Origin of the sequence: Natrialba sp. PRR66 (assembly GCF_034808065.1) — an archaeon.
Taxonomy (GTDB): Archaea; Halobacteriota; Halobacteria; order Halobacteriales; family Natrialbaceae; genus Natrialba; species Natrialba aegyptia.
In genome coordinates this window covers 201,173-215,601 of record NZ_JAXHGN010000003.1, presented here as the reverse complement: position 1 = coordinate 215,601, position 14,429 = coordinate 201,173, and the positions used below count along the sequence as shown (strand labels likewise).

Below are 14,429 nucleotides of genomic sequence, written 5' to 3'. Positions count from 1 at the left end.
AACGAGAAATCGATGCCGTCGGCCCGCGATACTCAGCCTTCCGTGTCCGGTTTCGGATCGGTCCCGTCCGTTTCAGCCCCTGATTCCGACTCCGACCCCGAACCCGACTGCGGCCGAACGACGACGGTCGAAACACGCATCCCCTCGACGGCCGTCACCTCGAACGCGTAACTTTCGATGGTGACCTGATCACCGGTCTCCGGTGGCCGTCCCAGTTGGTCGAGGACCAGCCCGCCGACCGTCTCGACTGTCTCGTGATCGAAATCGGTTTGCAGCGCATCGTTGAGCGCTGCGAGAGTCACACCGCCGTCGACGACCGTCCCGTCCGCACGCTGTTCGTCGTCGATCGAGGGCTCCCGGGCCGCCACGTCGAACTCGTCGCGGATGTCGCCGACGACGACCTCGACGATATCTTCGATGGCGACGATCCCCTCGAGGACGCCCCACTCGTCGATGATGGCCGCCATCTGGGCTCGTTCCTCCTGAAGTTCCGCGAGGAGTTCGCCCACAGTCGTCGTCTCCGGGACGACCGGCAGCGCGCGTGCGAGTTCACCGGCGGTGATCGGCGTGGACGAATCGCTGGCGTCCGCAATCGTCTCGCTCGCGCGGATGACGTCCTTGGCGTCGACGAGGCCGACGACCTGATCCGGGTCGTCCGCGTCGACGATGGGGTAGCGAGTGTGTCCCTCGTCGACGATGAGCCGGCGGAGTTCCGGGAGGGTGGTGTCGGCGGGAACGCTGCGCACGTCGGGTCGGGGAACCATCACCTCGCGGACCGTCACGTCGTCGAGTTCGAAGACGCGCTCGACCATCTGCACCTCTTCGGTGGCGACGTTGCCTTCTTCACCGGCGCGGGAGAGGGCCATGCGGAGTTCCTCCTCGGAGAGCGTCTCGTCGGTCTCGGAGACGGGCGGAACGCCGAGTAGTCGGGTGAAGGCGTTTGCCGTCCCGTTGAAGACGATGATGCCCGGAATGAACACGTAGTAGAAGGCCTTCATCGGCAGGGCGACGGTCAGCGCGATTCGCTCGGCTTGCGAGATGGCGATGGTCTTCGGTGCGAGTTCGCCGAACACGACGTGGAGAAACGTGATGACGCTGAAGCCGATCGCGACGGCGACGAAGTGGATCAGTCCATCTGGAAGGACTTCGCCGAGGATCGGTTGGATGAGCGACGCGACTGCGGGTTCGCCGATCCAGCCGAGTCCGAGCGAGGCGAGCGTAATTCCCAGTTGCGTGACTGCCAGGTAGGAATCCAGGTTGTCCATCGCCTCCTGAAGCGTCGCCGCGCCGCGTCTCCCTTCGGAAACGAGGGTTTCGACCGCCGTCGCCCGCACTCGGACGTAGGCGAACTCGGCGGCGACGAAGAAGCCGTTGAGCCCGACGAGAAAGAGGGCGGCGGCAAGCCGGCCGAGCGAGAACGCGAGATCTACCATCGTCCTCGGCAGTGTTGTCGTTCGAAATCGACTCGACACGACGTCCGTCGGCGTGAATTCATGGGTAGTCCCTCTCGTGCCGATCACTAAACAGTATGGTCATTCTCGAACGCCACGGTAGGCGGTATCTGGCCGCATGCTCACGGATTCCCGATGGACTGGGTCCGCGAGCAAGCGGATTTACGCGCGCAGCGATTCGATCGCGTCCGTAACCCCGTCGGCCACCGCGGCCCAGTCCGACTGTCTGATATCGGTCGCCTGTTCGATCTGAATCGTCCGTCCGATCGGGGCGAGTTCGTTGAGCACGTTCTCGGGGTTTGCTCCGGTGTAGGCCGTCGCGTCGCGGTCGACGATCTCGACCGTTCGATCGGGCAGGCGTTCCGCGATGGCGTCTTTCACGGTGTCTTTGTCCGAGCGTTCGGCGGTTCCACCGATGAGAACCCCGTCGTCGGCGTACCCGTGGAAGGCAACGCTCCAGTCGAACTGCTGGTCGAGCAACGCATCCAGCGCGGGGAACGATCGACGGTGGAGTTCTGTCGAGTACGTGTGCCAGCGGGTGAACGCGCCCCCGCCGTCGTTGAACCCCGAACAGATCCATCCCGCCCCGTCGACCGCTTCGGCGACCCGGGACGCCTGGAAGTCCGTCCCGTATTCGATATAGCCGCCGTGGGGTGCGATCACTACAACACCGTCACCCTCGATACCGTACTCGACGAACTCGTCGTTCAGTTCCCCCGCTTGTCGGGTGTCGTAATCCGGGTGGGCCGCCTGCGCGCCGACCGCCCCCGTCGAGGAATCGCTTGCTCCGATTCGATCGAGCCCGCTCGCAGTCAGTCGAAGCATCTCGCCCTCGTGGTTCGACGCAACGGTGTACACCGCGTTTTCGAACCCGTCAGCCGTCGCTTCGCGTCCGATCCTGATCTGTTGCCCGACCATCACCCGCTCGTTCTCGACCCACTGACACGGCACCGAACAGTACTGCTCCGAACTCGATCGGGCACCCCAGTCCGCGGTGACCGCTTCGAACGTCGCTTCCCAGTGATCGACGTTCTCACACCCGCCCGCGTACACCTCTTGGCCGGATTCGCTTTGCGCCTTCACTCGTGAGTAGATGATTTGTCCGGCGCCGGTCGTCAACGCACCGATGCCGGTCAGCCCTGCGCCCGCCGCAATGATCTGTCGTCGGGAGCGAGTTCGTCGCTCGGTGTCACTCCTTTCGTTCCCGTTTTCGCTCTTTCCCATCATAATTGTTACCCGCTATTGAGTACAGTTTAATCCACTGGAATACGACATGGAGCCGTTTCTCATCGCGTTCGCTCACTCGCTCCTTTCCCGGTCCCGAATCACGACATGCCCGCTCACCGGCCCATGCCCTCGTTCGATCCCGGCATCGGTCCGGAAGCGGTATGTCGAAGACGCACCAACCATCGCCCATGCGAGTCGAGTTCGACGAGGACACCTGTATCGGGATGTACCAGTGCGTCGCCGAATGGGACGCCTTCGAGGAGGACAAATCGAAGGGAAAGGCGACGCTCGAAGGCAGCGAGGAGGTTGAGGACAGTCTCTTCGTTCGCGAAGTCCCTGACGATGCCGAACTCGATGCGAAGTTCGCCGCCCGGACCTGTCCGGTCGATGCGATCACGATTTACGACGACGACGGCGAGCAGTTGATCCCCTGACTGACGCGTCGATTTCCTAGTTTTCCTAGTAGTTCAGTGCTGTATCCACCAATTCTGACTCGACCGTTCGGAGGAGCGTCGAGGCGGCACTCTCCGAACACTCGAGTGCTGTCGCAACTTCTGAAAGCGACGCCGTCCGTGGAATGTCGTAGTATCCTGCTTCTCGAGCCGTTTCCATCGCCTCGAACTGCCGTGCGGTCAACCGTCCAGCGAGCGTCTCGGTTGTTTGCTGGTGAGCGCTCACTCGCTTAACTTCGACGCCGATATCTTCCGGAAATCGGTTGATCAGTCCCGAGAGGGCGTCGGATTCTCCGAGTACGGTGACGTGAACGGTCTCTCGTCCAGTGTACACAATTGGCGGAACGAGTACAAGGCCGGGTTCGTCGAACGCGCCCAGCAGCGTTTCGTCAGCAGCGCGGACATCCATCACGGCGTACGCGTAGAACGTGTCCCTATCGATCGGCATGAGTTCGAACCGATGGACGACATCCAAGTCGACCGCCGTCTCTCGGACTGCATCACAGTCGCCGACGATCAGTGAGAGGAACCGCACTCGTTCCGTCTCGGCGTCAACGTGCCACGAAAGCAACTCCTCGCGGTGAATCTCTAGTTCGGCGTCGGGTGTGGGAATTGGAAGTTGCATCCGCTCCGGAAGCTGAAGGGTCAGATCCGTCGACTGCATACCGACACATTCCGGACCAATATAAAGAAGTTCAGTGGTTCGAGGGAACGTCGACATCGCTTCCGGTCTCACTATCAGTTATGTCCGAGTCCGAGACCGAACCCTGCACTGATACCGAACCCGATTCCGCCACTGAGACCGATACCCACTCGCTGCAGGCCGACGATACGAGTTCCTCGGAGATTGATCTCTCGACCGCAGACCGACTGCCGGGACCGCGAGGACTCCCGCTGATTGGGAGTACGCTATCGATCGCCCGGGATCCATTCTCGTTCGTCGAGTCGGCTCGAGAATATGGCGATATCGCTTCCTATCGGGCGTATGGCACCGAGTTCGCGCTCGTCTTCGATCCTCACATCGTCGAAACAGTTCTCGTCTCGCGCTCGGACGAGTTCAGAAAGGGCGAGTTCGAGACGGCCTTTGGCAAACTCGTCGCCCCTGAGGGGATCGCGTTCACCGAGGACAGTCAGTGGCGTCGCCAGCGCAAGTTACTGCAATCGTCGTTTACGCCCGATCACGTTCGCGCCGCCGCTGACGAAATCGTCGCAGAGGCGAATGCATTCGTCGACGACTGGGACGACGGTGAGAGAGTCGCGCTCCGGGACACGATGTCGACGTACACCCTTCGCATCCTCACGCGAACGCTGTTCGACCTTCCGCTCGAGGACGACCGTGCAACGATCGTCAGGCGGGCGGCGAACGCCGTGAACACCTATGCGTCTCCGAAGCGACTCGCGCTGGGTTCGATCCTGCCGTCGTGGCTGCCGGATCGCGTCGAACGCGAGTACGAGGACGCGATGGCAGACCTCGAAACACTCACCACGGAACTCGTCGAGACCCGCCGTTCGGCGGATTCGACGGGTGAGGATCTCCTCTCGATACTGGCGCGGGCTGTGTACCCGGACGGCTCGCGACTCTCCCCCGAAACGGTGCGAGATCAACTCGTCACGTTCCTCTTTGCCGGCCACGAGACGACCGCGACGACGCTCGCAATCGCGTGCTGGCTGCTCGCGGACAATCCGCAAGTCCACGCCGAACTCGAGCGCGAACTCGCCGCTGTCTGCGGTGATCGGAAGCCAAATGCCGGCGATCTCGCGAGCCTCGACTACACCGAAGCCGTTCTCAGAGAGGCGATGCGACTCTATCCCCCAGTCACTGGAATTTATCGCGAACCCCTGACGGACACGGCGCTTGCCGGGTTTCGAATTTCGTCCGGGACAACGCTGCACCTTTCGGTGTACGGTATTCACCGCGACGATCGGTGGTGGGAGGATCCCGAAGCGTTTTGCCCCGAACGCTGGCTCGTAGACGCCGACCGACCCGAATGCGCGTACTTTCCCTTCGGCGGCGGTCCCCGTCATTGCCTTGGGATGCGCTTTGCAATGGTCGAACTACAGCTCGCGCTCGCATCTATTCTGCGCCGCGTCGAGTTCGAGTGTGTCACTCCAACTCTCGAGCCATCGCTCGGTGTAACGCTTGATCCAGGATCGGTCGAGACCCGATTTCGGAAACGATAGCGAACGAGTTGATCGTCTCAGCTACAGACCCGTGCCACTACATCGTGCAGATCCTCCACTTCGTAGGTCGGAGACGTTTCGAACGTAACGTCACGACAGTGCGCTCGGCGAACGAACACCGAGTCGAGTCCGGCGCGCTCGGCCGCGACGATATCGCTCTCGCTGTCGCCGACGTAAAGCGCCGACTCCGCCTCGAGATCGGCCAGCGCCCGCTCTAGGTAGTGCGTGTTCGGTTTCTTCAACCGGAGACTTTCGACTGTCATCTCGCGCCCGTAGTAGGTCTCGAAGAGCGCCCCGAGTTCGAAAAACGTCAGGATGAACTCGATCGTGCTGTGGTGATTGTTGCTCACGACGCCGCAGTCGACCGGGAGGTCGGCAATCGCGGTGATGTCATTGTAGCACCCTCGCGTGCCATCTCTGAACGCGTCGAGCTGGGACGCTTCGTCGTGGCGCTCGCGCGCCTCCCAGAACGTCTCGGCGTCGAGATCGTACGCGGTGCAAATCTCGTCCAGCACGGCGGGCGTGACGCCGCTGACGATGGCGTCGACGTGCTGCCGGCTGGGATCGTCGACGCCGACCGCTCGAAACGCGGCCCGCGCCGCATCGGATTGGGTATCGGCCGACGGGGGTTCGACGAGGACGCCGTCGTTGTCGAAGAGAACAGCGTCGTATGTGGGTTCCGGTACTGTCACACGATCTTACTGGTCGGAATCCGCGTTGATCCTTTCGGTTAGGATCCGGTACACCCGACTGGAGACGAACTCGACGAAAACGTGCGTGAGATGGTTGGAATCCGAACGGATTCCGGGCCCGCGTCTGCGCCTATATCTGGGCCCGTATCTGCGTCGCGATCCAGGTCCGGATCGACGTCCGAATCCATCCCTGCATCTGCCGAATCGGCGTAGCGTCTCCGGTTCAGGCGATCTTATCGTACTGTTCCGAGAGCTTCTCCGCCGCCTCGCCGAGTTCGTTGCGCTCGAACTCGGTCAGCTCCCACTCGACGATCTCCTCGACGCCGTTCGATCCTAACTTCGCGGGCACGCCGAAGGCCGTCTCCTCGTGGCCGAACTCGCCCTCGAGTTTCACGCTCGCCGGAAGCACCTCGCCCGTGTCGCGGAGGATCGCCTCGACCATGTGCCCGACGCCGGTCGCCGGGCCCCACTCCGTCGCACCCTTCTTCTCGATAACGTTCATCGCCGAGGCCTGGAGTTCTTCCAAGAGTTCGTTCTTCTCGTCGTCGCTGAACTCGTGATCCTGGCCGTCGACGCGAACCTTCGAGAAGACGGGGACCTGCGCGTCGCCGTGCTCGCCGAGGATGGTCGCCTCGACGTTCTGGACGGGAGCGTCGTACCGCTGGGAGATCACGTAGCGGAATCGAGCGGAGTCGAGGCGGCCGCCGAAGCCGATCACCTTCTCTCGGGCGCGCTCGCCCGTCTCGTAGAGGTGGCGGTTCAGCAGGTCGACGGGGTTCGACGTGGTGACCGTGATGAAGTCGTCGTTGTACTCCGCCACGGAGGAGCCGATGTCTTCCATGATCGGCGCGTTGTCGCCCGCGAGGTCGATCCGGGTCTGGCCGGGCTGGCGCGGGATGCCGGCCGTGATGACGACGACATCCGACCCTTCGGTGTCGGCGTAGTCGCCCTGCCGAATCGTCGTGTTCGAGTCGTAGGCGATGCCGTGGTTCGCGTCGGCGGCCTGGCCGATCGTGTCGTCTTCCTTGTCCGGGATGTCGACGAAGACGAGTTCGTCCGCAATGTCCCGGAGCGCGATGTTGTACCCTGCAGCGGCCCCGACGGTGCCGGCCGCACCGATCACGCTAACTTTCGTCATACCATCTCGTGGTGCGCTTGTATACACGTTAAATCCGTCGAAACCGGTGCTTCTATAGCCGCCAGTCTCCCAGTGGTGGGCAGTTTACACATGCGTGTGAGCGTCATTGGCGGCGGCACGATCACGGACGAGGAGGTCGAAACCGCGGCGGCGGTCGGCCGCGAACTCGGTGCCAGAGGGCACACGGTCGTCTGCGGGGGCCGCGGCGGGACGATGGAGGCGGTCTGTCGCGGGGCCGCTGCGGAGCGTGGGACGACCATCGGGATTCTGCCGGGGGCTGACCGGAGTCTGGCCAACGAGTTCGTCGACGTAGTGATCGCGACCGGGCTCGGACACGCGCGAAACGCGCTGGTGCCGTTGAACGGCGATGCGGTTATCGCGTTGTCGGGCGGCGTCGGCACGCTGTCGGAGATCGGCTTTGCGGGCATTTACGACCGGCCGATCGTGGGCCTCGATACGCACGACGTTGCGGGAGTCGAAATCGAGACGGTCGGGACGCCCGCGGCTGCGGTCGATGCCGTAGAAGCGGCGGTCGACGGGGAGCTGTAGGCGATCGGCACGAGTCGTAGCTGGTGGTCGTCGATCAATGCCCGATGCCTGACGATTGGCGACCGGCGGCCGGCAACCGGTGAGCGGGGGACAACCGATACCGATTTTATCACTCTCCGCGTCCGGTGTGCTATGTCTGACCCAAACTCGGAAGCCCGAGCGGACGCCTACGCGATCCGCGAGGCGGTACCCGATCCCGAAACGTTCGCCGCGCTGCGCGAGGCTGCCGGCTTACCCTCCCGGTCGCGAGAGGGTATCGAACGCGGCCTGCCGAACTCCGTCTTCGGCGTCACCGTCGTCCACGAGCCGACCGGCGACCCGGTGGGCATGGGACGGATCGTCGGCGACGGTGGCACCGTCTTCCAGATCACCGATATCGCCGTCCACCCTGACCACCAGGGACAGGGTCTCGGTACGCGCATTATGCACCGGCTCGACGACTATCTGGAGGCACAGGCACCGCCGCGAGCGTACGTCAATTTGGTCGCCGACGTCGACGGATTCTACGAGGCGTTCGGCTTCGAGGACACGCGCCCGCACTCGAAGGCCATGTATCGTCGCACCGAGTAACTGCTCCGTATCCCACTTGGTACGAGATATCACTTGGCACGAGTTCGGTATACGCGCCGGCCCACGGGTCTGCCGGCCCGCTGGCCCGCTCCTGCCCCTCGCCCTCGCCCCCGTCTCGCCCGTCCTCGTTCGCAGCTTTTTCGACTGTTGACCGCGTTATGGTGTATATGAGCGACTTCGACAAGGAAGCCGAGCGCGAGAAACTTCGTGAGAAGTACGAACGCGACAAGGCCGAACGGGAGGCCACCCAGCGCATGAGCGATCTGCTACTCAAGGGTGCCACGATGACGAACTCTCACTGTGGCACCTGCGGCGACCCGCTCTTCCAGCAGGACGGCACCACCTTCTGTCCGAGCTGCCACGGCAACCCGGACGCCGTCCAGGGAACTGAACTCGAAGCCGAATCGGCTGACGACACGGAAACTGGGCACGCGGCCGGCGAGGAACCGGTGGCCGACCGGAACGGCGAATCAAATGAGCGGGACGCTGCTGGCGAGCCCGACGCCGATGACGACGCTCGACCGGAACGGACGCGAACGCACGGTTCCGAACGTCGCCGGGAGCAACTTGACCCCGATCGAGGCGCTGACGCCTCCGATCGCGCCGAGCCAACCGACGAGCCAACCACCGAGGCGGTCGAGCCGACACAGCCGCGACAACCCGCCACGGCGGCTCCATCGCATCAGCCATCGACGCCGGATCGGCGCTCGAGTTCACGCGTCGACGCCGCCGGGTCCGAGTCGCCAGCCGGCACCGGTACTGGTACACCCCGTCGCTCGACCAACGGTGACAGCGAACTCGAGGTGGCCAGGGAGTCGCTTCGGCAGGCGCTCGAGAAGTTCGCGGGGGAGGCTGCGGCGACGGACGACCCGCGCTATGCGACGGCGTGTCTGGAAGCGGCCCGCGAGGCGAGCGAGACGTTGTCGACGCTTCGCTGATCGCGGTCCGTTTTCCACGACGGTTCTCGATGGGAATCTGCTTCTCTTGTCGGTGGTCTAGCGGGGGATTTCTCAGACATCATAAACGTACCGGCGAACGTATTCGAGCAATTCTTTCCCTGTAAGAACCGTCGAGCGCCATTATTCACCGTCGGTTCCAACGCTGACATGTATGACCGATCGCATTGGTGCTCCGGGGTTCGACATGTCGCGACGCGAACTGGTCGCTGCAACGGGTGGGATGACGGTGCTGGCCGGCTGTATGAGCCGGTTTGACGAGTCCGAGACGCCATCGTCCGAGGAGTCACAGCCGGCTGCGGAAACTGGGGATGACGAGGAGTCGTCGCTTCCGTGGACGAGTTCACCCGAAGTCGTGCAGGTGGACGAACAGGGTGGGAGCGTGACACTGCGGTCGGTGACGGCCCGCCACGCCGTCCATCCGCTCGATTCGATGGGCGGGCCGGTCGAGTTGCCGAAGGTCTGGGCGTTTCAGGCCGACGAGGGCGAGCCGAGCGTTCCAGGGCCGATTCTCCGGACGACGGAGGGAAACGATATCGAAGTGACGTTGGACAATACGGGTAACGTCCACCCGCACACGCTCCATTTCCACGGCGTGAGCAAGACCTGGGAGAACGACGGGGTACCGACGACGACGGGGATTCAGGTCGGTCCCGACGAGAAACACACGTACACGATTCCGGCGAACGTCCCGGGGACGCACCTGTATCACTGTCACTACCAGACTCATCGTCACATCGACATGGGAATGTACGGCATCTTCCGGGTCGATCCGAAGAGGTACGAACCGGCCGACAAGGAGTACTTCTTCACCGTCAAGGACTGGGATTCGCGGCTCAACCGGCAACTCGCCGGCGAGGATGTCGACTACAGTCCGCGCAATCGCAACCCGGATGTCTTCACGATCAACGGGAAGAGCCTTCCGCGGACGCTCCATCCCGAAGATGGGTCGCCGATCATTGTCGACCATGGCGATACCGTCCGGTTGCATATCGTCAACGCGGGGTACATGTCTCACCCGATGCACACGCACAACCACCGGTTCCGACTCGTCGAGAAGGACGGCGGCCAGGTTCCCGAAGCCGCCCAGTACGACCACGATGTCACGAACATCGCGCCCGCAGAGCGCCACACGATCGAGTTCACCGCCGACGCCGATCCCGGCATCTATCTCCTGCACTGTCACAAGGTCAATCACGCGATGAACGGCCGGGTCTACCCCGGTGGAATGGTGACGGGGATCGTCTACCGTGATGCGATGGACACCGACGTTTTCGCGGACCTGATGGAGTATGCCGGCTACGAGGGTTAACCCTTCCCGGGCCCGAACTGGGTAGTCGCTCGGCCTCGGTTCGACCCACTTCCGGCCTGGCGAACGGATCGGTCGCGTGGATTTCCCCCGATATATCTATGCATACTTATCCGAAAGTATCTTTAACTGAATCGATGAATATGATTGGTACGATACATGGCGCTTATCTCGATGGCGGTTTTGACCGCTCTCACCGTTCTCACTGGACTGTCGATAACGTGCCTGCTCTGTCTCGAACCCCGACAGCTTCGTCGGACGGCCAGTGAGTTCGGGCCCCGACTCCGAACCGTCGCCCCCTATCTCGGCGCTGCAGCACTGTTCTTTGTAACCAAACGGGCGACCCACGAGTACAGCGTCGAACTATCCCACGCGCTCGACTGGGACATCACCGCTGAACTCTACGCCATCGAAGGCGAGTTCGTCGCGGATCTTCAACACGCCGTTCCCGAGGCCACCCTGGAGTTCTTCTCGGTGATGTACATGTTCGGATTTCCGTTTCTCGTCGTGACGGCACCGATCCTCTATTTCCTGCTCCCGTCCCAACGACACCTCAAGGAACTCCTCATCGCGTACCTCCTCAACTACTTCCTTGGCGCGATCTGTTATACGCTGTTCATCGCGTACGGGCCGCGCAATCACCTGTCGACGGTCGACGGCCTGATGTATGACTTCTACCCGTCCACGCAGGATCTCACGGGGGCCGTTTCGGCGAACACCGACGTGTTCCCGTCGCTGCACACGTCGCTGGCGGTCGTCGTCCTCGTGTTCGCCTGGCGGTCACGCCGAGCGTATCCACGGTGGTTTCCGATTGCGGCGTTCGTGGTCTCCGGTGTCGTCTTCTCGACGATGTATCTCGGCATTCACTGGTTGCTCGATGTCGTAGCCGGTGTCGCACTCGGCGTCGGAAGCATCTACGCGGCCGAACGACTCGTCGACCGCGCGGAAGGCGATGCCGAGCGCGGTCGGGACCGAGAGCAGGACCCCGTTCCCGATCCCGATGACGAGGACGGCATCACGTCCGACGTGAGCGACTGACCGCTCTCGACCCGCAACTTCTCGAACGGCAGTCATCGAAGGCCATCAGCCGCTGTACTCGCTGCCGATAACCTCTCGAATTCGCTCGGCCGTTACCGTCCCGACGCCGTCGGCCGCCTGTAACTCCTCTTCGCTGGCGATCATCACGGCTTCGACGGTGCCGAACTCGTCGAGCAGCGACCGGGCCGTAACCGGGCCGATTTCGGCGATCGAGGCGACGACGTACTCCTGTTGCTCGCCGAGCGTCTTGGACTGTTTCTCGCCGTGAACCGATACCTCGCGATCCGTGAGGTCCTGTTCGCGGCTCGCGATCACCGCGAGGAGTTCGGTTGTTTCGTCCTCACCTTCGGTGCGAAGCACGCTCGCACCGAAGTCCACGGCGAGACTCGAGAGCGCACCCCGAACAGCGTTCGGATGAATATCGCGCTGATCGTACAACCCGTCACCTTCGACGACGACGATGGGTCGGGAGTAATGGCGAGCCATCGCGCCCACCTGCTCGAAGACCGATCGGTCGCCCCCGACGAGCGAATCAACGAAGTCGGCGACGGACTTCCGTTCGACGACAACGCGATCCGAACAGACGTAGTCGCCCACGTCGAGGGTTTCGAGTCGAACCTCGATCCCCTCGCGCCGGGAGAGTTCGCGGGCGATGTTGGCGTCCATCTCGCGCTGGTCGGCGACGATTTCGACGGCGTCGCCCTCGGCCGAGGGTTCGTGGGTTTCGACCGCCGGTGTGGCGTCTCCATCGTCGCCGTCTTCGTCCGGTTCGAACTTCCGGAGACCGGGCCGTTCCGAACCCCCCTCGCTTCCACTGGAACCATCGTCGCCTGCACCGAGTTTTCCGCCGCTAGCGTTTACTTTCGCTCCGCTGGTATCGGTCGTCGCGTGGCCCCCGTCATCGCCGCCGAAATCCGCGAGCGACTGCTGGGACTCGTCGAGTTCGTCCTCGATGTCGTCGGTCATCCCCTTCAGCTCGCGCAGTTCCGACTCCATCTCCTTCTCTCGCCGTTGGGAGATCCAGAAGTAGGCCTCATCGCGGGTGTCTTCGGCCATGAGCACGACGACGCGGCCTTCGGACTGGCGACCCGTCCGGCCCTTGCGCTGGATGGACCGGATCGCCGTGGGAACGGGTTCATAAAAGAGGACGAGGTCGACCTCGGGCACGTCTAAGCCCTCCTCGGCGACCGACGTCGAGACGAGCACCTCGAACTCGCCCGCGCGGAACTCGTCTAAGACTTCCTGCTGTTGCTTCTGGGTCATCCCGTCCGAGCCTTCGCGGTCGCCCTGGCCGACGAAGCGCTTTGCGTCACAGCTCTCTGCGAGAAACTCCGTCAGCGCCTCGGCCGTGTCTCGCGATTCGGTGAAGACGATCACGCGCTCGCCGTCCTCGATTCCGAGCGTTTCCGCGAGGAGCATCCGGGTCTTGCGGTATTTGGGGTGTAACTCGCTGAAACTCTCGGCCTTCCGCATGGCTTCGCGGACGCGCGGGTCCGAAACCATCCGCTGGCTGGCCTTCGACGCCCCCGACGAGCGGGCCTGGTTGCGCTGGCGGTCGAAGTACCGCCGCAGCGCCTCGACGCTCTGGGTTTCGACGAGCGTGACGGCCTGACGGAGCTTCATCACCTCCGCGTGGATCGACATCCCCTCGAACCCCTCCGACTGGTCGTTGTTGATCAACTGTTGTAACTCGGCGCGCATTTTGTTCAGATCCTTCTGGGACTGATCCGGTTGCGTCGACTTCGCAACCCCCAACTCTTTCAGCTTCTCGAGGCGGTCTTTGATCACCTCGTTTAGGGCGTCCCGAATCTCGAGTACCGCCTCGGGCAGGTCGATCCGCTCCCACTCGACCTCGGTGTCGTGGGTGAACTCGCCGACGTCGGCGTCCTCTTCGGTCATCACCTCGACCTCCTGGAGCCCGAGGTTCTCACAGACCTCGAGGATAGCCTCTTCGTCGCCGCCGGGCGAGGCACTCATGCCAGTGACGAGCGGATCGTTGGCGTCCGCGTGATAGCGCTCGGCGATGTAGTTGTAGGCGTAGTCGCCGGTCGCGCGGTGGCACTCGTCGAACGTCAGGTGGGTCACGTCGGAAAGCGAGATGCGGCCCCCGACGAGGTCGTTCTCGATCACCTGCGGAGTGGCCATCACGACCGTCGCTTCGTCCCAGATCTCGGCGCGGTCGTCCGGGCTCACGTCGCCGGTGAAGACGACGATTTCCTCGTTTTCAGCACGCTCTGCGTTCTGATCGCTCGACGAGCTTTGCTCGTCGGTGTCTGGAATCTGGAGCGCTTCGCGGTAGAACTCGGCGTGTTGCTGGACGAGGGGTTTCGTCGGCGCGAGCATCAGCGCGGTGCCGCCGACCTCCTCGAGTCGGCGTGCCGTCACGAGCAGGCTCACGGTGGTCTTTCCCAGCCCGGTCGGAAGGCAGACGAGCGTGTGGTCGTTCGCGGCCGTTCCGGCGAGTTTCAACTGGTAGAGGCGGCGCTCGAGAAAATTCGGCTCGAGCAATGGGTGCTCGATCGACGGCGGCTCCTCGTCCTGTGCTGCCATTGGCGCCCGATTCGACGCGGTCGCGGTTAAGGATTGAGAAAGCGAGGTGGAAGTAGAGCGTGCCTGCTAGAATCGAGTGTGTCGCTTCCGTGGACGAAGTGGTCAATATTTCCTCTCATACGAACTGCTGTAAGCCATTTCCGAAACGATCACGGGAGGGCCCGGTCGCTCCGGGAAACGCTTTCAGCAATTCGTCTCACGAACTATCCAACCAGCAGAAAAGACAGCTCCAGAAGGGCCATTTGTGGAACGCTCTATAATACTAAGATACCGTCTCTTGGGTACACTCATTTTCGAATAGCAAATAATTGCGTCT

Annotated in this window: 13 protein-coding genes; 7 read left to right on the top strand and 6 right to left on the bottom strand. The window is 62.8% G+C overall.

The window, feature by feature from the left end; all coding sequences use genetic code 11:
• Positions 1-32: 32 nt before the first annotated feature.
• Both SM755_RS11505 and SM755_RS11500 read right to left on the bottom strand, forming a co-directional pair.
• Positions 33-1,433, bottom strand: coding sequence for a hemolysin family protein (locus SM755_RS11505; protein WP_323172780.1), 1,401 nt, complete (start codon positions 1,431-1,433; stop codon positions 33-35).
• 180 nt (positions 1,434-1,613) lie between these two features.
• A complete protein-coding gene (locus SM755_RS11500; RefSeq protein WP_323172779.1) occupies positions 1,614-2,675 on the bottom strand; it encodes a poly-gamma-glutamate hydrolase family protein in 1,062 nt (353 codons plus the stop codon).
• A gap of 191 nt (positions 2,676-2,866) precedes the next feature.
• Between SM755_RS11500 and SM755_RS11495 the strand changes: the two genes are divergently transcribed.
• On the top strand, positions 2,867-3,112 hold the full coding sequence (locus tag SM755_RS11495) for a ferredoxin (protein ID WP_323172778.1): 246 nt from the start codon (positions 2,867-2,869) through the stop codon (positions 3,110-3,112).
• Between the two features lie 25 nt (positions 3,113-3,137).
• On the opposite strand, the gene SM755_RS11490 is transcribed toward SM755_RS11495, so the two are convergent.
• Positions 3,138-3,794, bottom strand: a complete 657-nt coding sequence (locus SM755_RS11490; RefSeq protein ID WP_323172777.1) for a helix-turn-helix domain-containing protein — start codon at positions 3,792-3,794, stop codon at positions 3,138-3,140.
• A gap of 80 nt (positions 3,795-3,874) precedes the next feature.
• Between SM755_RS11490 and SM755_RS11485 the strand changes: the two genes are divergently transcribed.
• Positions 3,875-5,311 (top strand): cytochrome P450, encoded by a 1,437-nt coding sequence (locus SM755_RS11485; RefSeq protein WP_323172776.1) that lies wholly within the window; start codon positions 3,875-3,877, stop codon positions 5,309-5,311.
• Between the two features lie 17 nt (positions 5,312-5,328).
• Here SM755_RS11485 and SM755_RS11480 read toward each other — a convergent pair whose 3' ends face one another.
• Together SM755_RS11480 and mdh are read right to left on the bottom strand one after the other, a co-directional pair.
• On the bottom strand, positions 5,329-6,003 hold the full coding sequence (locus SM755_RS11480; protein WP_323172775.1) for an HAD-IA family hydrolase: 675 nt from the start codon (positions 6,001-6,003) through the stop codon (positions 5,329-5,331).
• Positions 6,004-6,226: 223 nt separating this feature from the next.
• Positions 6,227-7,141, bottom strand: a complete 915-nt coding sequence (gene mdh / locus SM755_RS11475; RefSeq protein ID WP_323172774.1) for a malate dehydrogenase — start codon at positions 7,139-7,141, stop codon at positions 6,227-6,229.
• A 90-nt stretch (positions 7,142-7,231) separates the two neighbouring features.
• Here mdh and SM755_RS11470 point away from each other — a divergent pair, with 90 nt between their 5' ends.
• The 5 genes from SM755_RS11470 to SM755_RS11450 all read left to right on the top strand — a co-directional run bounded on the left by SM755_RS11470 (position 7,232) and on the right by SM755_RS11450 (position 11,563).
• A complete protein-coding gene (locus SM755_RS11470) occupies positions 7,232-7,690 on the top strand; it encodes a TIGR00725 family protein (RefSeq protein WP_323172773.1) in 459 nt (152 codons plus the stop codon).
• Between the two features lie 132 nt (positions 7,691-7,822).
• Entirely contained in the window at positions 7,823-8,260 is a 438-nt protein-coding gene (locus SM755_RS11465; protein ID WP_323172772.1) for a GNAT family N-acetyltransferase, read from the top strand.
• 158 nt (positions 8,261-8,418) lie between these two features.
• Entirely contained in the window at positions 8,419-9,198 is a 780-nt protein-coding gene (locus tag SM755_RS11460; RefSeq protein ID WP_323172771.1) for an Sjogren's syndrome/scleroderma autoantigen 1 family protein, read from the top strand.
• A gap of 172 nt (positions 9,199-9,370) precedes the next feature.
• Positions 9,371-10,528 carry a multicopper oxidase domain-containing protein gene (locus SM755_RS11455; RefSeq protein WP_323172770.1) on the top strand — a complete coding sequence of 386 codons (1,158 nt, stop codon included), beginning with the start codon at positions 9,371-9,373 and terminating at the stop codon, positions 10,526-10,528.
• 156 nt (positions 10,529-10,684) lie between these two features.
• The gene (locus SM755_RS11450; RefSeq protein WP_323172769.1) at positions 10,685-11,563 is read left to right on the top strand and encodes a phosphatase PAP2 family protein; all 879 of its coding nucleotides are present in this window, start codon (positions 10,685-10,687) and stop codon (positions 11,561-11,563) included.
• Between the two features lie 45 nt (positions 11,564-11,608).
• Here SM755_RS11450 and SM755_RS11445 read toward each other — a convergent pair whose 3' ends face one another.
• Complete coding sequence (locus SM755_RS11445; protein ID WP_323172768.1) at positions 11,609-14,113, bottom strand: DEAD/DEAH box helicase; 2,505 nt, start codon at positions 14,111-14,113, stop codon at positions 11,609-11,611.
• Between the last annotated feature and the right edge of the window lie 316 nt (positions 14,114-14,429).